Origin of the sequence: Amycolatopsis sp. cmx-4-54 (assembly GCF_046548895.1) — a bacterium.
In the GTDB taxonomy this organism is placed as follows: domain Bacteria; phylum Actinomycetota; class Actinomycetes; order Mycobacteriales; family Pseudonocardiaceae; genus Amycolatopsis.
Window position 1 is genome coordinate 181225 of sequence record NZ_JAEBEJ010000002.1, and the last position, 19900, is coordinate 201124.

At 69.7% G+C, this 19900-nt stretch carries 19 protein-coding genes; 7 read left to right on the forward strand and 12 right to left on the reverse strand.

Going from position 1 to position 19900, the window contains the following annotated elements:
- Nucleotides 1-147: 147 nt before the first annotated feature.
- Nucleotides 148-768 carry a histidine phosphatase family protein gene (locus ACLJQ7_RS06075; protein WP_410647161.1) on the reverse strand — a complete coding sequence of 207 codons (621 nt, stop codon included), beginning with the start codon at nucleotides 766-768 and terminating at the stop codon, nucleotides 148-150.
- Nucleotides 765-1673: a prephenate dehydratase gene (gene pheA, locus ACLJQ7_RS06080; RefSeq protein WP_410647162.1), complete on the reverse strand. Its 909-nt coding sequence runs from the start codon at nucleotides 1671-1673 to the stop codon at nucleotides 765-767. The genes ACLJQ7_RS06075 and pheA overlap by 4 nt, the downstream gene beginning before the upstream one ends.
- A 97-nt stretch (nucleotides 1674-1770) precedes the next feature.
- Here pheA and ACLJQ7_RS06085 point away from each other — a divergent pair, with 97 nt between their 5' ends.
- The 3 genes from ACLJQ7_RS06085 (at nucleotide 1771) to ACLJQ7_RS06095 (ending at nucleotide 4202) form a co-directional block, all read left to right on the forward strand.
- Nucleotides 1771-2412 (forward strand): macro domain-containing protein, encoded by a 642-nt coding sequence (locus ACLJQ7_RS06085; RefSeq protein ID WP_410647163.1) that lies wholly within the window; start codon nucleotides 1771-1773, stop codon nucleotides 2410-2412.
- Nucleotides 2413-2569: 157 nt separating this feature from the next.
- On the forward strand, nucleotides 2570-3502 hold the full coding sequence (gene coaA, locus ACLJQ7_RS06090) for a type I pantothenate kinase (protein ID WP_410647164.1): 933 nt from the start codon (nucleotides 2570-2572) through the stop codon (nucleotides 3500-3502).
- A 529-nt stretch (nucleotides 3503-4031) separates the two neighbouring features.
- Entirely contained in the window at nucleotides 4032-4202 is a 171-nt protein-coding gene (locus ACLJQ7_RS06095) for a hypothetical protein (protein ID WP_167551706.1), read from the forward strand.
- An 87-nt stretch (nucleotides 4203-4289) separates the two neighbouring features.
- On the opposite strand, the gene ACLJQ7_RS06100 is transcribed toward ACLJQ7_RS06095, so the two are convergent.
- The 5 genes from ACLJQ7_RS06100 to ACLJQ7_RS06120 form a co-directional block, all read right to left on the reverse strand.
- Entirely contained in the window at nucleotides 4290-4706 is a 417-nt protein-coding gene (locus tag ACLJQ7_RS06100) for a type II toxin-antitoxin system VapC family toxin (protein WP_410647165.1), read from the reverse strand.
- Nucleotides 4703-5002 (reverse strand): type II toxin-antitoxin system Phd/YefM family antitoxin, encoded by a 300-nt coding sequence (locus tag ACLJQ7_RS06105; RefSeq protein WP_410647166.1) that lies wholly within the window; start codon nucleotides 5000-5002, stop codon nucleotides 4703-4705. Before ACLJQ7_RS06105 ends, ACLJQ7_RS06100 begins: the two co-directional genes overlap by 4 nt.
- 68 nt (nucleotides 5003-5070) lie before the next feature.
- On the reverse strand, nucleotides 5071-6627 hold the full coding sequence (locus tag ACLJQ7_RS06110; protein ID WP_410647167.1) for a DUF1841 family protein: 1557 nt from the start codon (nucleotides 6625-6627) through the stop codon (nucleotides 5071-5073).
- Nucleotides 6628-6861: 234 nt separating this feature from the next.
- Nucleotides 6862-8175 (reverse strand): hypothetical protein, encoded by a 1314-nt coding sequence (locus tag ACLJQ7_RS06115; protein WP_410647168.1) that lies wholly within the window; start codon nucleotides 8173-8175, stop codon nucleotides 6862-6864.
- Nucleotides 8172-9062 carry a nitrate- and nitrite sensing domain-containing protein gene (locus tag ACLJQ7_RS06120; RefSeq protein WP_410647169.1) on the reverse strand — a complete coding sequence of 297 codons (891 nt, stop codon included), beginning with the start codon at nucleotides 9060-9062 and terminating at the stop codon, nucleotides 8172-8174. Before ACLJQ7_RS06120 ends, ACLJQ7_RS06115 begins: the two co-directional genes overlap by 4 nt.
- Before the next feature lie 122 nt (nucleotides 9063-9184).
- On the opposite strand from ACLJQ7_RS06120, the gene ACLJQ7_RS06125 reads away from it, so the two are divergent.
- From ACLJQ7_RS06125 to ACLJQ7_RS06140, 4 genes are all read left to right on the forward strand, one after another.
- Nucleotides 9185-9502 carry a nucleotide pyrophosphohydrolase gene (locus ACLJQ7_RS06125; protein WP_410647170.1) on the forward strand — a complete coding sequence of 106 codons (318 nt, stop codon included), beginning with the start codon at nucleotides 9185-9187 and terminating at the stop codon, nucleotides 9500-9502.
- Between the two features lie 272 nt (nucleotides 9503-9774).
- A complete protein-coding gene (locus tag ACLJQ7_RS06130) occupies nucleotides 9775-12294 on the forward strand; it encodes a M14 family zinc carboxypeptidase (RefSeq protein ID WP_410647171.1) in 2520 nt (839 codons plus the stop codon).
- A gap of 9 nt (nucleotides 12295-12303) precedes the next feature.
- Entirely contained in the window at nucleotides 12304-12930 is a 627-nt protein-coding gene (locus ACLJQ7_RS06135) for a response regulator (RefSeq protein WP_016330621.1), read from the forward strand.
- Nucleotides 12931-13001: 71 nt separating this feature from the next.
- Nucleotides 13002-14534, forward strand: coding sequence for a hypothetical protein (locus tag ACLJQ7_RS06140; protein WP_410647172.1), 1533 nt, complete (start codon nucleotides 13002-13004; stop codon nucleotides 14532-14534).
- Here the strand turns inward: ACLJQ7_RS06140 and ACLJQ7_RS06145 are convergent.
- The 5 genes from ACLJQ7_RS06145 to ACLJQ7_RS06165 all read right to left on the reverse strand — a co-directional run bounded on the left by ACLJQ7_RS06145 (nucleotide 14515) and on the right by ACLJQ7_RS06165 (nucleotide 19870).
- Nucleotides 14515-16659, reverse strand: a complete 2145-nt coding sequence (locus ACLJQ7_RS06145) for an AAA family ATPase (RefSeq protein WP_410647173.1) — start codon at nucleotides 16657-16659, stop codon at nucleotides 14515-14517. The two genes, ACLJQ7_RS06140 and ACLJQ7_RS06145, sit on opposite strands and share 20 nt — an antisense overlap.
- Nucleotides 16660-16695: 36 nt before the next feature.
- Complete coding sequence (locus tag ACLJQ7_RS06150; RefSeq protein ID WP_410647174.1) at nucleotides 16696-17334, reverse strand: histidine phosphatase family protein; 639 nt, start codon at nucleotides 17332-17334, stop codon at nucleotides 16696-16698.
- Nucleotides 17335-17343: 9 nt separating this feature from the next.
- Nucleotides 17344-17985 (reverse strand): class F sortase, encoded by a 642-nt coding sequence (locus ACLJQ7_RS06155; protein WP_410647175.1) that lies wholly within the window; start codon nucleotides 17983-17985, stop codon nucleotides 17344-17346.
- Nucleotides 17982-18590, reverse strand: coding sequence for an excalibur calcium-binding domain-containing protein (locus ACLJQ7_RS06160; protein WP_410647176.1), 609 nt, complete (start codon nucleotides 18588-18590; stop codon nucleotides 17982-17984). Before ACLJQ7_RS06160 ends, ACLJQ7_RS06155 begins: the two co-directional genes overlap by 4 nt.
- 134 nt (nucleotides 18591-18724) lie before the next feature.
- Entirely contained in the window at nucleotides 18725-19870 is a 1146-nt protein-coding gene (locus tag ACLJQ7_RS06165) for a GAF domain-containing sensor histidine kinase (RefSeq protein ID WP_125679171.1), read from the reverse strand.
- Nucleotides 19871-19900 lie beyond the last annotated feature (30 nt).

A 19900-nucleotide genomic window follows, 5' to 3' on the forward strand; every position in this document is an offset into this window, starting at 1 on the left:
CCCTGAGTCGGACGCTGCCGGGTGACCCACGTCCAGTAGACGTGTTGTCCGTCGTGGGGGTTGCGCTCCACCGGTTAATTCCCCACAAGGTGTTAATCGATCTCGTGGGGGGTATTCCCCGGCGGACGAGGAGGCAAACGTCCCTGGTCAGCGTTCGACGGGGGCTTCCGCCCAGGTGAGACAGGTCCAGCCGGCAGGGCTGGCGACGAGTTCGACGATCCCGGTGTTCGGGATGAGCCCTTGGTTGGCGACCTCGGCGGTCACGTTCCCGGCGAGCCATTCGCCGCCGAGGCGGATCGCGCCGCCGTGGCTCACCAGCACCACCGTGCCGTCGGGGTCGGCCTGCTCGTGCTTGGCGCGCAACCGGGCGACCGCGTCGAGCATGCGGGCGCGGACCTGCGCGCCGGTCTCGCCACCGGGGATGGGCGGGTCGAGCTCGCCGAGTGTCCACCGCCGCACGACGCTCATGTAGGTCGTGATCGAGTCCTTGTCCGTCTTGCCTTCGAGGTCGCCTGCCGCGACCTCGTGCACGCCGTCGAGGACCTGGACGTCCAAGCCGAGTTTCGCCGCCAGCGGCGCGGCGGTCTGCTGGGCGCGGACCGCCTGCGAGGCGTAGACCGCGACGATCGGCTCGCCGTCCAGCCGCGTCGTGAGATCGCGGGCCTGCTCACGGCCCAGCTCGGTGAGCGGCGGCCCAGGCAACGCGGTGTCGAGCGCGCCTCGCACGTTGCCCTCGGTCTGGCCGTGGCGGACGAGGAGAAGTTTCACGCCTGTGCTCCCTTCCGTACCGACTCGACCCAGCCGATCGCGTCGGTGAAATCGTCGTTGGCGGCACCCGGCTCGATCTCGGTCGTGCCGTTGTCCGCGCGCGGGTGGGAGCCGAGGAACCGCACATTCCGGCACCGGCGGCGCAACGCGGCCAGCGCGTCGCCGATCCTCGGCTCGGCCACATGCCCCTCGAAGTCGATGAAGAAGCGGTACTCGCCGAAGTTGTTCCTGGTCGGCCGGGCGTCCAGCTTGGTCAGGTTGATCCCGCGGACCGCCAGTTCGGTGAGCAGTTCCGCCAAGGCGCCGGTCCGGTTCGTGGCGGCGGCGACGATCGACGTGCGGTCCGCCCCGGTCGGTTCCGGCAGGTCACCGGGCGTGCGGACGAGGATGAACCGGGTCTTGGCGTCGCGGACGTCGGCGACCTCGGTGGCCCGCACCTCCAGCGGGTAGTGCTCGACGGCGACCGGCGCGGTGACGGCGGCGTCGAACTCGCCCGCGTCGACCGCGACCGCGGCCGCCGCCGTGGACGACGTCGCGACCGGACGCGCGCCCGGCAGATTCGCCTCCACCCAGTGGCGGACCTGAGCGAGCGCGTGCGGATGGCTGGCCACGGTGCGGATCTCGGTGGCGCCCGGCCGGGTCAGCACGCTGAAGTGGACCGGCAGCAGCACCTCCGCCACCGCGACGACCGGCTCGGCCTCGCTCAGGCTGTCGAGGGTGGCGGTGACCGCGCCCTCCACGGAGTTCTCGATCGGGACGCAAGCGGCGTCGGCCGCGCCCGAGCGCACCGCGGCCAGCGCCGCGGGGATGGTCTCCGCCGGGATCAGCTCCTCACCGGGGGCGAGCCGGCGCGCGGCCTGTTCGGTGAAGGTTCCCTGGGGGCCGAAGTACGCGATCCGTGACACCCCGCCAGATTACGCACGGCGCGCGTGGCGACTTTCACTCGGACAGCCGGTATGCGCACCGGTTACGCCCGGTGGCTTTTTTTGCCATGCTTAGGGCGTGACCGCCGAACCGGGCACGCGCACCGGCCACGAGGACACCGGCTCCTCCTTCGCTCCCTTGCCGGACCGCCCCACTCCGGAGCTGGTGCTGTGCGCCGTCGATGACCTGCTCGCACAAGCCTGGACGACCGTCGCGGACACTGTGGACGGCCGGGTCTTCGTGCACCGCGGGTCCGTCCTCGACGTCGTCGCGCAGGCCGTCGTCAGCCCTGCGAACTCCTACGGCTGGATGCGCGGCGGTATCGACGCCGTGTACGCCCGCGCCTATTCCGAGGTCGAGCAGAACGTGCGCAGCGCCGTCCTCGCCTACCACGGCGGGGAGCTCCCGATCGGCGAAGCGGTGATCGTGCCCACCGGCGAGGCCGAGCCCGCCTGGCTGATCAGCGCGCCGACGATGCGGGAACCCGGCGAACACCTCCCGCGTGACACCGTGCATCCGTACCTGGCCGCCCGGGCGGTGTTCCAGCAGTGGCGCGACGGCAGGCTCGACCAGGGCCGGGTCCGTGATCTCGTGCACACGATCGCGATGCCCGGACTCGGTACCGGCTTCGGCGGGGTCGCGCCCGCGTCCTGCGCGCGGCAGGTCGCCGCGGCGTGGAACGAGGTCTTCACCCCGGGCCGTCCCCGTAACGGACGGTAACGCCCCGGAGCGGGGTACATCACATCGCAGCGCGTTCACGAGCCGTAAGCCCTACCGTTAAAGCGGCTTCATCCGGTTCGAGGCACGTTCACCCGCCGAGAACTCGTCAACACGGTTTTGTACGGCGCCAGCGCAGGCGACGGGCGAGGAGTGTGCGATGCCGCGGGTCCGTGAGCTCAGTCCCTACGTCGAGTTGCACCGTGAGCAGTGGCGCGAGTTGCGCAGGTCGACTCCTCTGCCGCTGACCGCCGCGGAACTGCTGCGGCTGCGCGGTCTCGGTGAACAGGTCGATCTGGCCGAGGTCGCCGAGGTCTACCTGCCGCTCTCCCGGCTGATCAATCTCCAGGTCGCCGCCCGGCAACGGTTGTACGAAGCCACCACCACCTTTCTCGGTGAAGACAGTCGCGGCACCAAGGTGCCGTACATCATCGGCATCGCCGGCAGCGTCGCCGTCGGCAAATCGACCACCGCGCGCATCCTGCGCACCCTGCTCGCCCGCTGGCCGGATCACCCCAGGGTCGACCTGGTCACCACCGACGGGTTCCTCTACCCGCGTGCGGAACTGGTGCGGCGCGGGATCATGCACCGCAAGGGTTTTCCGGAAAGCTACGACCGGCGGGCATTGCTGCGGTTCGTCACCGACGTGAAGTCCGGGGCGGAACGGGTCAGCGCTCCGGTGTACTCGCACCTCGCCTACGACATCCTTCCCGACGAGGAACAGGTCGTTCAGCGGCCCGACATCCTGATCCTCGAAGGGTTGAACGTCCTTCAGCCCGGCCCTCGGCTCACCGTCTCTGATCTGTTCGATTTCTCGATCTACGTGGACGCGCCGACGACCGACATCGAACGCTGGTACGTCGAGCGCTTCCTCAAGCTGCGGCACACCGCCTTCGCGGACCCCGCGTCGCACTTCCACCACTTCGCCGGCCTCCCGGACGACGAGGCCCGTGCCGAGGCACGCCACCTGTGGCGCACGATCAACGAGCCGAACCTGATGGAGAACATCAAGCCGACCCGGCCGCGGGCGACCCTCGTGCTCCGCAAGGACGCCGATCACGCGATCAACCGGGTCCGGCTGCGCAAGCTTTGAGGCCGTAGGCGGAACTCGCGTGACCAGAGCCGTAACTCACGTGACCAGAGCCGTAACTCACGGGCCGGAGCCAGAACTCGCGTGAGCAGAGCCGTAACTCGCGTGATCGGAGGCGGAACTCGCGTGATCGGGGTCCGCACACCAGAGTTCGGCGCCAACTAAGCAATTTCCGGGGCTTAACGCGCGAGTCACGTCGGCCAGACCGCCACATGGCGTGACCGGGCACCTGCGGATTCTCTACTCACAGCGAGCGTTCACGACAAGTTTCAAGATCACTTCGCCGGAAGCCGATCACACGGGCGACTTCCGGCCGTTCCCTCACAAGGACCAGCCTTCGCACCACCGGAGAGCCGACGGCGCCCGCCGGTCGCGCACCGCTGCCGGGCGGTGGCTTTCCTCGGCCGATCGGCCGATCCACGCTCAGTACGTGTAACCGGTTGGCCGATACCGGCTACAGCCCCCCGAGGCGACCCTTGTGTCAGGGGTTCAAGAGGTCTCGAAAAGGCCTTGAGCAGGGAGGAGGCTCACGATGTTCTCGATCATCCTGACCTGGGTCGGCTCGATTCTCGGACTCGCACTCCTGGTGGCCATGGCCGCCGGCGCCTTCGTCGTCGACTTCGACGACGCACGCGGGGACCGTCGCCGGAAGAAGCCGCAAGTCACGGAGAGCAAGGGCACCCCAGCGGCACCTCTCGGCTGAACCGCGGGCCGAACCGCCGGGCCGAACCGCGGCGGCAACTCTGGCCGATCAAGCCGTCCGGACGTCTTGATCCGCACGGAGGTCCGCTCAGTCGAACGGATCGTGCACCTGCGCACCGAGCCCGGCCATGTCGGCGAGGTTCCTGGTGACCAGGGTCAGCTCGTGGACCCGGGCGGTCGCGGCGATCAGCCCGTCGATGGACGGCACTTTCCGCGGCGCGTACTGCCTGCCCCATTCGGCCGTGATTTCGGCGGTCACCGGAAGGATCCGTTCCGAAAACTGCGTGGTGAGCCCGGCCAGCCAGTCGGCCAGCGCGTCCGCACGCTCCCTGTCCCGCTCCCCTCGATGCCTGAGTTTCGTTATCCCCCTCTCGATTTCCCCCACCGTCAGCACGCTCAAATAGAGCCTGCTCGACGACACTCCGCCCCACCACCGGGCGAAACCCGGGTTCTGCGTGCGGCGCCGTGCCTCGGACACGATGTTCGTGTCCAGCAGAATGCTCACCCGCTCACCTCCGCGGCATCTCTCGGCAGGTCTTCCGCGCGTTCGGCGGCGATCTCCTCCAGCACGTCGGCCAGCGCCTCCCCGTATTCGGGATGGTGCTGTTCCCCGGAAAGCACGAGCTTGAAATCGATCGCTTCACCGCTTCCGGTCAACCTGCGGTAATCCACGATGTCCAGCACCACGGCCACCTCCTCTCCATGTTTCGTCACGAACTGCGGCCCATCGGCCGCGGCCCGGCGCAGCAGCTCGCTCAGCCGCTGCTTGGCGTCCTGTACTTGCCAGGTTGCTGCTTCCATCTAGACAGACTAGACAGAATGGGAGGGGATGGCAAGGGCTTGAGAGGTGTGACCGGGGAAAAGGGACGTCAGGCGAGCTCGCCGAGAGCCTTCCGGTAGTCGTCGATGTCGTAGTCCATCTCGTGCTCGCCCGCATCGGTGAGCTGGGCGGACAGCGCGTCGATGAGGCGGTCGAAGATCTCGTCGCGCTCCTGCCCGGTCTCGCTCAGCCGGCGCACGGCCTGCCAGACCTCGGCGGGCTCGTCGGCCCAGAGCTGGTCGACGATCGCGGTCTTGAGCGCGAGCCGCATCCGCGGTTCGCCGTCGAAGGTCTCCTCGGCCAGCGCTTCGTGGTACTCGGGGTGCTCGCCGATCACCAGCAGACGACGCTGTTCGGGGTCGGCGGGTTCGAGCTCCAGCTCCTCGTCCCCGATCTCCGCGTAGACCGTCGGGACGGCGAACATCCGGCGCGCCAAGGCTTCCGCGAGTTCCGCCGGGTCTTCGATCCCTTCGGAGCCGTCGAAGTAGACATCGAGCGTGGAGTCCTCGTCCTGCGCGAATTCCTCCAGGAACTCGGTCGCGCTCTCCAGCAGTGCCACACGCGCGGCCTCGGGAAGCCCGGCGCGATCGGCGGCCCAGGTGACCCAGCCGAGCAGAGCGGGCTCCAGCGCGTCTTCGTAGGCCTCGTCGATCTCGAACTCGCCGTCCAGCAGCGATTCGAGGAACCGGGCGAGCTTCTCGGGCCCGACCCGCAGCGGGCTGCCCGGCTCGGTTTCGCAGCCGTAGTCCACAAGCAGGCGTGCGTAGAACCGCGTCGCCTCCGTGTCCTCCACCAGTCCGGACCCGATGAAGTCGGCGACGACCTCTTCGCGGACCTGCTCGGGCCATTCGGTGATCTCGGGCGACGGCTCGGGAGCGGGGAGCGCCCGGATCCAGCCCAGCGCGAGCGCGTGGAACCGTGCGTAGTCCTCGCTGACGTCGGGCTCCTCGACGACGTCCGTCGCGGCCAGCCCGTCCGCGAGCAGCTGGTGGGCGCGCTCGGGCAGCACCCGCTCCAGCGTGACGAGTTCCGGGTCGTCGGCGGCCTGCTGCCGCATCTCGGCCAGTACGTCCTGCGGCTTGTCGACCACGACGACGTCGCGGATCCGGCCACCCTCGGTGAAGTCGACCAGCGCGAGCAGGCCGTGCTCGGCACCGCCGCGGGAGAAGACGCACAGGAGTGAGGACTCGTCACCGAAGACGTCACCGGTCCGCCAGCATTCCCCGACGGTCACCGCGGCCAGCTCCGCCGCCCATTCCGGTTCCGGGATGCCGCGGCCCAGCACGGTGTTCAGCGCCGAAGCGGCCGCCTCGCGCTCCTCCTCGGTCTCGGCGAAGACCTTCAGCCCGGCGAGCAGCGCGGCCGCGGCGGGGGTGATCTTCCGCTCGGCGAACGCGATGAGCTCCAGGCCCAGCGGCGTTTCGTCCTCTTCGAGCTCGATCTCCCACCACTGGCCGAGCACCTCGGAGGTCAGCAGTTCGACGTCGAGCACCTCGGGTTCGGCACCCAGGGTCGAGAAGTCCCGGAGGACGTCCTTGAAGAGGCCCGTCACACTCGGAGTGGAGGGCTGGGCTGCCTTCTTGCGGGCACGGCTCACCGGACTCATGAATCACATGTTTTCATCGAGCGGGCCGCGGGTGCGTAGCGGGCCGACGAATCTCGAACCGGACTCATGACGACATGTTTTCACGCGGACCCGGCCGGGTTCGTCGCGGTGGCCCTGGGCGCGGAACGCGGGGTCCCGGACGCGGGCGGACACCGGTTCACCGGCCACCGCGACTTCGACCTCTTCGCGGGGTTTCCTCGGTTCATCGCGAATAACGACAGGCGGCGGGCGCGGTTACGCCCTGACCGGTTTGGGAATCGCTATTCTCGCCGCTTTGACCTCGGCGATCAGCCGCGTCTTGCGTTTGTGTGTTTCCACCAATGTGCCGAGGTACGAGCTGAATTCTTCAGCCGTACCGGCCTTTTTGTGCGCCGTGCGCAGTTTGCGCAGTTGCCGGGCGGCCTCGCGGTAGGCGGTCGGATCCTTTCGCGTGATCAATTCTTCGACATGGTCCCGGTACACGGGAATGGTTTCGGCCGGATGGGCGACGGAACGGGAATCCGCGAGTTCGACCCGCACCGGCAATGACGCCTCGAACCGCACCGCCGCCCGCCATGCCTCGTCGGCGCGGTCCTCACCGAGCAGCGCGCGGACGAGTTCGTCGGCGGCCTCCGTGCTCCCGGCGGCGAGTTCACGCAGACGGGCCAGCGCGGTCTTCCGCTGCGGGACCCAGCGCCCCGTTTCCAGCGACTCTTCGCGCAGCGCGAGGTACGTCGCGGCCGTGGGAGTCTCGTCGAAGTCTTTGCGCGACAAGGGAACCGACTCTTCCTCCGGCGGAGGCGCCTCTTCCTTCTTGTCGTGCGTGAGCGCCCGCGCCGCATGCGCGATGGCCTCGCTGTGCCGTCCCGCCGCGCGCAGCACGCGCACGATCTTGAGACTGACGTCCACCCGCGGCGGCTTGGCGGCGAGGATCGCGACGAGCGCGTCGACGTCGCCGGAGACCTCCGCCAGCTCCTCGCGCAGCCGCTCGGCGGTCTCGCGTCGCGCGCCGGACGAATGCTCGGCCAGCACATCGTCCACAGTGGACTTTATCCGCGCGATTCCCTTGTCTCCCAACGCGGAGGCGAAGTCGGCCAGCTCGATGACCGGCCAGCCGGGGCCGTCGAACTCCACTTCGAGGATCCAGGCGGCCAGGCTCTCGGGATCCGGCGGATGCGCCACGCAGGCCCGCGCGTACAGCTCGACGGCCCGGTCCAGCCGGTCCGCGACCTCGCCAGAGGCGTCGTCGATCTGCTCCAGCATCTCGCTGATGTCGTCCACGGTCCGGCGGGCGAGCGGGGCGAGATCGGCCCGGCTTCCGGCGTCGAGAAGCCGCTGAAGCGTGTCGAGGACGGAACCGACCTTCGCGGCGTATTCGACGTTGCTCGCCATCACGGCGGTGTCGAGGAGGCGGTGCGCCTCGGCGAGGTCACTCCCCTGGGTGACGAAGCGGCTCTCCAACGCCTGCCGTAACAGAGGGTCACGCTCGGCTTGGGCGTGCAGCAGGTCCGCCAGCGTTTCCGCGTCCAAGGTACGCAGGTAGGGGCGCAGATCCGTCGGGGAACTCACCCGGACAAGTCTGCCCGACCGCTTCGCCGACTCGTGTGGGCCAACAGCGTGCTCTTTTCGGCGTAATCGCTCACCAGGTGTGACCAGCTCGGCGGGGTCATCGGCAGCCGACGGGCGAGCTGCATGACGATCGCCATCACCACCCCCGCGAGCAGCGAAATCGCCGCGGCGGCGGCGAGCGCGCCGCTCAGCACCCGGCGCCCGCCGTCGGCCGCGAGCTGCGCCGAGTACTCGATCTGGCGCGCGGCGAGGTCACCGAGAGTCCGGCCGACGACGCCGGCCGCGACCCGCCAGGCGGCCTGGCCGACGGGCGGCGGCGTGGCCGCGCTCAACGCGGTTTCGACCGCGCCGAACCGGCCCCAGGCCTCGCTCGCGACGAGATCCCGGTAGGCCCGGCGGCTACTTTCCGTCAGTTTTCCGGCGATCGCGTCGAGCCTGGACCGGTAGGCGCCCACGGTGGCGGCGTAGTCGCGCCGCCCCGCGTCGTCGATCCCGGCGACCGCGAGGGAATCGCTGCGGTCCATGCCTTCGACCGCGGTGAGCAGTTCGACGGCGATCGTCTGCTGGTAGCCGACCTCGGCGTCGGGGGCCGCCCGCACGATCTCGCGCACGGAGGAAAGCGAGGTGTCGATGCGATCGGCGTACGCGATGTAGGTGGCGGAGCGGCTGCCGGGCGCCTTCAACGCGACCGCCCGTTCCCGCTGCAGCGACGCGAGCCCCCGGCTCGCCTCGGCAAGGGCGACCGCTCCGTTCGCGGCGTCGTCGCGGTCCTCGATGGCCTGCTGGACGAGGAATCCGCCGATGAACAACGCGACGAGCACCAGGGCCGCGCACGGCACGAACGCGATGGAGAGCACGCGAGACCGAAGGCTTCGCTGATACGTCAAGACTTTCCTTCCGGATCTCCGCTCCCGACGCGGAACGACGTTATGCAAGTTGCAAATTGCATGTCAACGGTCGTCCGCCATACGGCCGTTCGCGCACCGTGACGATCTGGTAGGCACGGCACGTGACACTCGACGACCTCAACCAGCGCCTCCGCGACTTCGCCGCGGCACGGGACTGGGAACCGTTCCACACACCGAAGAACCTGGTCATGGCGCTGTCCGGCGAAGTCGGCGAGCTGACTTCGCTGTTCCAGTGGCTCACCCCGGAGGAGTCCGCGAAGTGGCGTTCCGACCCTGAACTGGCACACAACGTCGTCGACGAGATCGCCGACGTCACGCTGTACCTCCTCCAGCTCGCGAACAGCCTCGGCGTGGACCTGATCGAGGCGGCCGACGCCAAGATCGACCGGAACGAAATCCGCTTCCCGGCGCCCGGTTAGGCGCGAAGACCGCGGACTTGACTTACCGGACAGTGCCTAGGCCGTGTCCTGTAAGTCTGTTCGATGGGCTTCGTGATCCAGGTGGTTCCTGGCGGTGCGGGCGGGCCGGCCTCGTACCGGGTCGTACTCGGCCGCGTCCGCCCGTGCCGCCAGGGACCGCTTGGGCGCGGAGACCGCGAACAAGACTTGCAGGACACGGCCTAGCCGCCTTTCGGGTCTTGTGGGGCGTTCGTTCGGCGGAAACACTGTGCCGACGTCCCTGGAGGTGGCCCTTGTCGCGTTCGGCTCGCACCGTGTTCCTGGCCCTCGTGCTGTCCCTGAGCGCGGTCGCCGCGCCGGCGTACGCGGCGCCGCCGCCGACGACGCACCGGGACCCCGGCAACGGGCCGGAACGCAACGAAATCGCCGCGGCCGATCAGCCGATGGGCGCCGCGCGGGCCGCGGCCGGCGAGAATCTCGCGGGCGACCATTCCGGCTATCCGCGCAAGACGAAGCTGCGGGTGTACCCGGAGAACGCGGCCGACAAGTCGATCAAGCTCGGGCTCGCGCCGTATCACGCGATCGCGCCGAAGCTGAACGCGTTGCAGGCGCGCAGCGATCGGATCTCCGTCGAGATCGCCGGGCGGTCGGGCCTCGGCCGGGACCTCTACCTCGTGACGATCACCGCGCCGGAGAGCCCGTTCGAGACGCGGCGGCAGGACGCTTGGCGGTCGCTGATCGAGAACGACCCGGCCCGCGCCGCGCGCGACCCGTTCCTGCGCCACGGCTACAAGGCGCCGGTGTGGATCAACAACAACATCCACGGCAACGAATGGGAAGGGACCGACGGCGCGCTCCGCGTCATCGAGAAGCTGGCGACGTCGAACGATCGCAAGACCGCCGAACTGCTTAAACGGAACCGCTTCTACTTCAACGTCACGGCCAATCCGGACGGCCGGGTCGCCGGCACGCGGCAGACGTCGCAGGGTTTCGACCCCAACCGCGACTTCGTCACCGCGTCGCAGCCGGAGGTGCGGGCCATGCGCGGGATCGCCATCGGCAAGCAGCCGCTGATGATGCTGGACGAACACGGTTACGTCGCGAACACGCTCATCGAGCCGACCACCCCGCCGCACGGCCAGAACTACGACTTCGACCTCTACCTCAAGCACGGGTACGCCAACGGGCTCGGCATGGAGAAGGCGGTCCAGGCCCTCGGACGGCCGGAGACGGCGAAGCCCGAAATCCCGTTCCGCGACTACGAACCCGGCAGCTGGGACGGCTGGGCGCCGATCTACACCGCCCAGTACGCGATGTACCACGGCGCGGTGTCCTTCACGATCGAGATTCCGATGCGGGTCAACAACGCGGACTACGAGACGCAGCCGGTGCCGGAACTCCAGCGGCGCGCGGTGATCAACACCGAGGTCGTCGAGGCCACCATCGGCAGCACGCTGGCCTACGTCGACCGCAACCGCGGCGAACTCATCGCGAACCAGATCGAGATGTTCCGCCGCGGCACGGCCGGTGAGGCGCAGCGCGACATCCCCGACGGGTTCGTGCCCGGTTTCGGGCCGGAAGACCGCTACCGCACCGAGTTCCCGCGCGCGTACGTCGTCCCGGCCGGCGCGGATCAGCGTTCCGCCGTCGCCGCCTCGCGCCTTGTCGACCACCTGGTGGCCAACGACGTCCGCGTGCGGCAGGCGGACCGCCCGTTCTCAATGGCCGGGCGCCGGTATCCGGCCGGCTCGTACGTGGTCGACATGCACCAGCCGAAGCGCGGCCTGGCGAACGTGATGCTGGAGCAGGGCAGCGACATCTCGGCGAAGGTGCCGGTCATGTACGACATCTCCGGCTGGAGCCATCGCCTGCTGTGGGGCGCGTCGGTCGACATCGTCAAACAGGGCAGGCTCGACGTCCGGGCGCACGACGTCGTCGCGGCGTCGCCCACCGGCGGCATCGACGCCGCGCCCGGCCGTGACCTCGCGCTGAAGCTCGTCGACGGCAAGGACGTCAGCGCCGTCAACGACCTGCTGAACCGGGGCCTCGCGCTGGGACGGACGGACGACGGCACGATCGTCGTCCCCGCGTCGGCCCGCCCGGCGGCCGCCGAGGTGGCGGACCGTTACGGCGTCCGGTTCACCGAAGCACGCGGGACGGCGACGCCGCTGACCCGCAAGACCATCGCGGCCGCCGTCGGACCCGACGAGCTGAAAGCGCTGCGGGACATGGGCTTCGACGTGCGGCCGGTGTCGACGGCGGTGCTCAACGCCGGCTTCGACTGGTCCCGGGTGGACCTGCTGTTCGTCTCGTCGGGACTGCGCTACACCGACCTCGATCCGGCCGCGAAGGACGCTTTGCGCGCCTTCCTCGGTCGCGGCGGCGTGGTCACGCGCGGTGCCACGGGCGCGCGGTTCAACACGGACGTGGGACTTCTCGAAGCTCGTCCGGTGGCGGGCTGGGAGGACGGGAACGGTGTCGTCTCGGTCGTCAACGGGGCCGGACCGGTGGGCGGCGGCGCGCTGCCGGACTCGTTCGTCTACGGGCCGTTCTGGTTCACCGATCTCGGCTCCTCGGTCAGTGTCGAGCAGCGCTACGCGAGCGGGAATCCGCTGGTCGCGGGGCATTGGCGGACGCGGGACGACGGAACGGGCGGGCCGCTGGAGGCGGCGGGACAGGCCGCGGTCGTGTCCGGGACGTCGGGGCTCGGCGGGCGAGCGGTGCTGTTCGGCACCGAACCGTTGTTCCGCGATCACCCGAAGGGCTTGTACTCGCAGGTGGCCAAGGCGATTTACTGGGCCGCCGCGAAGTAACGTGGGGGTATGCCGATCCAGGTACTGCTCATCGACGACCACGAGGTGGTGAGGCGCGGTCTGCGTGACCTCCTCACCGACGAGCCCGACATCGAGGTGGTCGCCGAAGCGAGCGGGGTCGACGAGGCCCTGGCCGTGGCGATGCACGTCGAGCCGGACGTCGCGGTGGTCGACGTGCGGCTGGGCGACGGCGACGGCATCGCGCTCTGCCGCGAGCTGCGGTCGAAACCGAACCCGCCGCAGTGCCTGATGCTGACCGCGTTCGACGACGAGGAGGCCATGGTCGGCGCGATCATGGCGGGCGCGGCCGGGTACCTGCTGAAGCAGGTCCGCGGGCAGGACGTCGTCAACGCGGTCCGCGAGGTCGCGGCGGGCCGGTCGCTGCTCGACCCGCTGTCGACGGCGCGGGTGCTCGACAAGCTGCGGCATCCGCCCGAGGACGAACTCGGGTCTCTCACCGAACGCGAGCGCGAGGTGCTGGACCTGATCGGGCAGGGCATGTCCAACCGCGAGATCGCGGAACGCCTGTTCCTCGCCGAGAAGACGGTGAAGAACTACGTGACGTCGGTCCTCGCGAAGCTGGGCATGCAACGCCGCACCCAGGCCGCGGCGTGGATCGCGCGCCGGGACAGGTAGTGCGCGAAAAAGGTACCCCCCCCCCGTCGTTTTGGCCGAAGGTTCCGGTCGAGCCGGGGTTCCGCTCCTGGTTGACCAACGCCCCCGAACGACAACTCCTCGTGGTCGTCCGGACGTTGACGACGTTGAACCGGCTTCAGGACATCCTGACCCTGACGAGTGCCGATTTCCGGATCCAGACCACCTTCACCTTCGACGAGGCGCGGCCGGGCATCCTTTCGGCCGGGGTGAGTGACGCTTTGCGCGCCCTGCGCGTCGCCGTCACGCCGTGGGAGCAGGCCGCGAAGAACACCTTCGACCTCATCCTCGCGGCGAGCGAGAACGACGCCCTTCACGAGTTGAACGGGCCGATCCTGCTGGTGCCGCACGGAATCGGCTACCAGAAGTACTACCCGGGCGGACGGGTCACGTCGGGGATGGACCCGGATCGGCTCAGGCACCACGACCGGGTGATCCCGGCGGCGATCGCGCTCTCGCACTCCGTGCAACGGGAGCAGCTGAAGTCGGCTTGCCCGGAGGCGCTGGACCGGGCGGTCGTCGTCGGCGATCCCTGTCACGACCGGATGATGGCGAGCAGGCACCGGGTGACGGCGTACCGCGCGGCGCTCGGCGCCGGCAACCGGAAGGTCGTCGCGATCGCGTCGACCTGGGGCCGGCATTCGCTTTACGCCACGCATCCGCACCTGCCCCACCGGCTGCTGACCGAACTGCCGCTCGACGACTACCAGATCGTCCTCACCCTGCATCCCGGGGTGTGGGCGGCGCACAGCCCGTGGCAGCTGGAGTCGTGGCTACGGCCGGAACTCGCCGCGGGGCTCACCCTCGTTCCCCCGGATCACGGCTGGCAGGCCGCGTTGCTGGCCGCGGATTGCGTGATCTCCGATCAGGGATCCGCCGCGCTGTACGCCGCCGCGGCGGGCAAACCGGTGCTTCTCGCCGCGTCCGCCGCCACCACGACCGTGGACGACTCGCCGCTCGCGCTGCTGACCCGGGTCGCGGCCGAGCTGGCGGACGAGGGGCTTCGCGAGCAGATCGACGCGACCATCGAGAACCATGTTCCGGAGCGCTACCGGCCGATCGTCGACCAGGCCGTCGAGGACGCCGCGAGCGGTCCGCGGCTGGGCGATGTGCTCTACGACCTCCTGGACCTGAAGCAGCCGGATCCCCGTCCCGGCTTCCCGCCGGTGCCGGATCCGGCGCCGGTGACCCATCCGGTGGCCGCGCTCGCCGCCGGATGGGACGAAACCGGGAAACTGGCCCGGTTTCCGGCGTCCATCCGGCCGGAAGGCCTGCGCCACCGGCATGTTCTCGCCCACGCGGATCAAGCGACCCTGCGTGAGCTGGACGGTGCGGCCGTCGTGTTCGCCGAGGACCCGGGCCGGTTCGACGAGCTGCTCACCCACTGGCCGCTCGCCCGGCTCGTCGCCGCCCCCGCCCCCGGCGGCTGTCTCGCGCGGGTCCGGGACCGCGGCGATTTCCTGCTGTCCGCGGAACTCGACCCGACCCTCCTGGCGAGTCACCTCTACCTTCTGCTCGCCTCGCACGAGGACGTCGAAGGGACGCACGCGGTCGGCGGGCGGCCCGTCACCGTCGCCCGGTGTTAGCCAGGACCGAACGGAACTCGGCCTCTCGCGGATGTCCCGCGTCGAAGTACGTCTGCCAGGCACGCTGGAAGTGCGTGTGCGCCCGGCCGTGGTCCCCGCGCGCCGCGAAAAGCCTGCCGAACTCCTCCTCGAACTCGGCCGTGTACTGCGTCGCGCCGGACACCAGCCGCCACGCCTCGAGCAGTTCGCGTTCGGCGTCGTCGTAGTGACCGACCGTCCGGAGGTATTTGGCCCGCACCATGGACACCCGGCCGAGGTTCCGGCCGTCCGACGCGGGGAACTGCTGCGCGGATTCGGCGAGCAACGCCCAGACGTGCTCGTACGCTCCGGCCTTCAGCAGCACGTTCGCCAGCATGCGGGTGTGGATGCCGAGTGACCGGCGGCCCGCTTCGGCCATCGCCCGGTCCAGTGTCACGGCCCGCCAGAGGAAGTCCGCGGCGGCCGGGAGGAGCCCTTTCTCTTCGTGGAACCGGCCGCAGAACTCCTGCACCGACGATTCCAGCCCCGGGTTGTCCAGGGTCCGGACCGTTTCGAGCGCCTCCTCCAGCAATGGCTGGGCGCGGTCGAAATCGTGCAGCAGGAAGAAAGTACGGCCTTGCTGACTGAGGATCCTCGTGGTCAGGGCCGGTTCGCCATGCCGCCTCGCCGCGAGGAGGCCCCAGTGGTTGATGTGGGCGAAAAGCCGGTGGTGCCCGCGGTTGAGCATGAGCACTTCCAGCGCGCCGCAGATCTGCCCGAGCTCGACGTCCCGTTTCCGCTCGAAGGCCTGAAAGGCCAGCGCGCCATAGGTTTCCCGGGCGTCCTCCACCCAGTCGAGCGGCGCCTTGCCCTCGAAATCCGGCTCGGGCACGGAAACCGGCGCGTAGCAACGCAGGCGGTCCGGGCTGGTGCGGTGGTCCGCGGCCACGGCCTGGTCGCGGAAGAAGACCAACGCCCGATCGGTCGCGACCTCCCTGCTCCCGCGTCGGCGCGCCCCCTCCCGGATCAGGTTGAACAGCCGCTGCCGGGGAGTGCCCGTCGGCGCCAGGAACCCCGCGTCCGTGAGTTCGTCGAGGGCGTCTCCGGCGGGTTTGCCGAAGACCGCGGTCGCCGACGCCGTCGTGAAATCGGGCCCGGGATGGGACGCCAGCACTTCGCACAGTTCCGCGGCGTCGGCGGACAACTCGGCGAACGACCGCTCGAACGCCATCGCGATGACGTCGACACCACCGAGCACCCCGGTCCGCCGGAAATCGGCCAGTACCGAGGCGACCGCGCCGGGGCCGCGCCGCAGTCGTTTGCGGATCCGGACGCCGGCCTGCACCAGGGCGAACGGCATGTGGTCGCACAGCGCGGCGAGTTCGACGGCGGCGTCGCGTTCCGCCTCGATGGCCGCCGGATCCGACGCCTTGCCGAGGAGTTCGAGCGCGAAGTCGCGTTCGAGGGAGTCCAGCTCGATCGGCGGAGCGACGTTGCCGGTCAGCAGGTCGTCGTCCTGGCGGATGGCGGTCACCAGCACGAGGCTCGACGGTGACGGGGGGATCAGTTCGCGGACGTCCGTGGCCACTTCGGCGTTGTCCAGGGCCAGGAGGAACCGGCGCCGGGCGGTGACCGACCGGTACTGGGCCCACAGCTCGGCGGGGTTCGTGGTCACCAGATTCGTCTCGACCCCGAGCGCGCGCAGGACCCTGGTCGCCACCTCCGAGCGGCGCAGCACGGTGCCGTCGCGATAGTCCGCGAGGTCGACGTAGACCTGATCCGGGTACCGGTCGCGGAGGTCGTCCGCGAGCCGGTACACGAGCGCGCTCTTCCCGGCCCCGCGCGGACCGGTGATGACGTGGACGCCCGGACCCGAAGCGCTTCGCCGTTCCCTGTCCCGGTCGACGAAATGCGCGGGCGCGCCCGGCATATCGCGGACGCCGGTACCGTCTCCCGCGAGGATCGCCTGCAACCGCTCGGCGAATTCGGGATCGGTCTCGACCAGTTCCCGTACCGCCCGCTCGGCACTGCCGGGGTCCGCGAGCAGCGCCTCGACGTCCTGTGCGGTGCGGCGCCGGGCGAGCCGCTTGGCCACCAGGTCCTTCACCCCGCCGGCGGCGCCGACCGCCAGCGCTTTCACGGCCTCACCCAGAACGGCTTCCCACACGGCGTGTTCCCCTCGTCACGGCTCGTACCGAGGTTATCAACGTTCGGTCTCCCCGGTCGGAAGATGGCCGATCCCGGCGAGCGTCACGACCTGCCGGTTGTGGAAGTAGTCGTCCTCACGCAGCACCGTGACGCTCCCGGGTGAACCGCGGAAGTCGACGTGGCCTGCCGACTCGAGCGGCATCCGGATCCAAGCGGCGATCACAAAGGTGAGCGCGCCACCGTGCGTGACGACGATCTGGTGTTCGCAGCGGCTCGCCAGAATCGACTCCATGGCCGCGTACACCCTCGCGGCCATCGCTCCCTTGGTTTCGGCGCCGGGGATCCCTTCGTCGTGTCCCAGCCGGTCGCCGACGGCGGGAGGCGGGACAAACCGGCTGTCCAGCCATTCCCGCGGACGGCCACCGGCTTCCCCGTACGACTTCTCGCGCAGCCGCCGGTCCAGGATCGGGGTCACGCCGAGCCGTTCACCGATCAACTCGGCCGTCCGCGCGGTACGGCGCAGATCCGAGGAGTAGAGCTCCACCGCTTCCGGCACCTTCGCCCGCAACGACTCGGCGACGGCGGCGGCCGCGCGTTCTCCGTCGGCCGTGAGTTCGGCGTCGAACCACCCGCCCACCAGACGGTCGACATGGTGCGTGGCCTCGGGATGCGTGACGACGTAGACGGTGCGCATCCCCCGAATCTAACCGCGGGTCAGTTTCGCGAAGGCGACGACGTTGTCGAGGTAGTTGCCGGTCGAGGAGTCGAAATCCCCACCGCAGGTGATCAGGCGCAGCTCCGGCCCGGTCGTGTCGCCGTAGACCTTCTCCGTGGGGAAGGACGCCTTCGAATGCCGTTCGACGGCGTACACCGTGAACACCGCGGTGATCCCGTCCTCGCGGTGGACGAGGGCTTCGTCGCCGGTCTTGAGTTCCTTGAGCCGGACGAAGACGCCGGGAACCTTTTTGTAGTCGACGTGCCCGGCGAGGACGGCGGGCCCGACTTCGCCGGGTGCCGGGCCCCCGGTGAACCAGCCGGTGGTGATCGCGTCGTGCGGCACCTCCAAGGTGCCGTCACCGGCCAGGCCCAGGTCGATGATCTCGCCGGTGCGGACCCCGATCGCGGGGATCTCGAGCTTTGCGGGCCGGGCGGGCGCGAGCGGAGAGACCGTTGAAGCCACTGCGGAAGAAGGCGCCGCCGTGGACACCGTGGTGGGTGGCGCGGGGGACGCGACCTTGCCCGGCGGCGGGACGGCGCACGCGGTCAGCACGGCCGCGCACACCATCCCGACGAGGACGCCGATGACCAGCGGAAACGGCCACCGGCGCCACGAAGATCCGGTCATCGCTCGGCACGCCGCCGGAGCACCAGTGACGCGCCCGCGGCGGTCGCGGCCAGCAGTGCCGCGCCGGTCAGCGCGACCGTGGCGACCTCCAGGAAACCGCCGTTGGCCTCTCCGCCGCCGGTCGCGACGCCTCCGACGGGCTTGACCTTGACCTGTCCCGCTTTCGCGGGTTCGCCGAACCGGGATTCGCAGGCGTACCCGTCGTGGTCAACATCGAGCTTGTGCGGGTCCCGCGGGTTTTTCTTGAGCTCGGCCTGCGCGGCGGCCTGCGAGGGGAAATCGGCGCAATCCTTGTCGGTGGATCGCGGCGCCGGCTTTTCCGTGGCGACCGGCGGCGCGGTGGACGTGCTCGTTTCGATCGGCGCCGTTCCACGCTTGGGAAGCGTTTCGCAGGCGATTCCGTCGTTGTCGTCATCCAGGCGGTGGGGATCGGATCGATCTTTCGCGAGTTCGGCCTGCGCGTCTTCCTGATACCGGAAGTCACCGCAGTCGAGATCGGCGATCGCGGGCGCTTCCACCAGCGCGAACGCCACGGAAGCGGGGCCGAACAAGGAGAAACCGGCGAGGATGACGGCCGTGCCGATGGCGCGACGAACCGAGGACATGGGGAGTCCTTTCTTTGGGAATTCGCGCTCCGAGCGCGTTCGATGCACTTACAGTCGCGCACCGGCCCCAGCTGTTACGGATTAATCAGAATTCGCGAACTGTCACTCCAACGAGCGACAAAGGCCCGTTAATTTCACACGGTTTGGTCGAGCGGAACGTCGAAAGCGACCAAAGTCCCGAGACTCGGGGAGGAATTGATCGAAAAGCGCCCACCGGACGTCGTCGCGCGTTCGGCGAGATGACGGAGGCCGCGTTTGGCCACGCCCTGCGGGACGCCGGATCCGTTGTCCCGCACCCGGAGTTTGACGCCTTCCGCGTCACGGCTGAGTGTCACGCGGGTCTCGCTCGCCCCGGAGTGCCTGACCACATTGGACAGTGCTTCGCGCAGGGCGGCGCGGATGTGGTCCGCCTGTTCGGCGGGGATGTCGGCCAGTTCGCCCGAAAGTTCGAGGGTCGGCGGGTAGCCGAGCAGCTCGCCCGCGATGCGCACCTCGCCCCGCGCGGACTCGGCGAGGTCGGTGGCGGTGACCGTCTGGTTCGCGGGTTCCGGACTGCGCAGGGCGCGCACGGTGCCGCGGATCTCTTCGATGGTCTGGTCGAGCTGGTCGATCGCCTCGGACAGCCGCGCGCCGTCGGCCTGCGCGAACCGTTTCCGCATGTTCTTGCGGACGCGGTCGAGCTGCATCCCGGCACCGTAGAGGCGCTGCACGATGACGTCGTGCAGCTCGCGCGCGATGCGTTCGCGCTCTTGGTAGAGGGTCACGCGGTGCCGGGCGTTGGCGCCTTCGGCCAGCGCCAGCACCACGCCCGCCTGTGCGGCGAACGCCGTGAGCACCTCGACTGTGCTGGCGGAGAACGGTTCCCCGCCATGGCGGCGGTACACGGTGAGCGCACCGAGGACGCGCCCGCCCGCGCCGAACGCCGACGCGGCGAAAGGACCGAATCCCTGCAGCTCCGGCGGCACGAACGGCGCCGTGCGGGGATCGACGGTGAAGTCCTCGCTGACCACCGGTTTCCCACCCCTGGCGACCTGGCCCGCGGCGGAATCGGCGGAAAAGGCCAGCCCACGAAGGCCTTGGGTGGTGTCCCCGTGCGCGGCCTCGGCGACCACCTGGCCGTCGTCCGCGCGCACCATGACGAGACCGAGGTCGGCCTCGGCCAGTTCGACGGCGCGGGCGACCACGGTCTCCAGCACGTCACCCGGGTCTTCGCCGGACAGGGCGGTGCCGGTGATCTCGGTGGCGGCGGACAGTGCGCGCGCGGCAAGTGTGGGATCCATGAGCGCTATCGACATTAGGCCGTGTCCGGT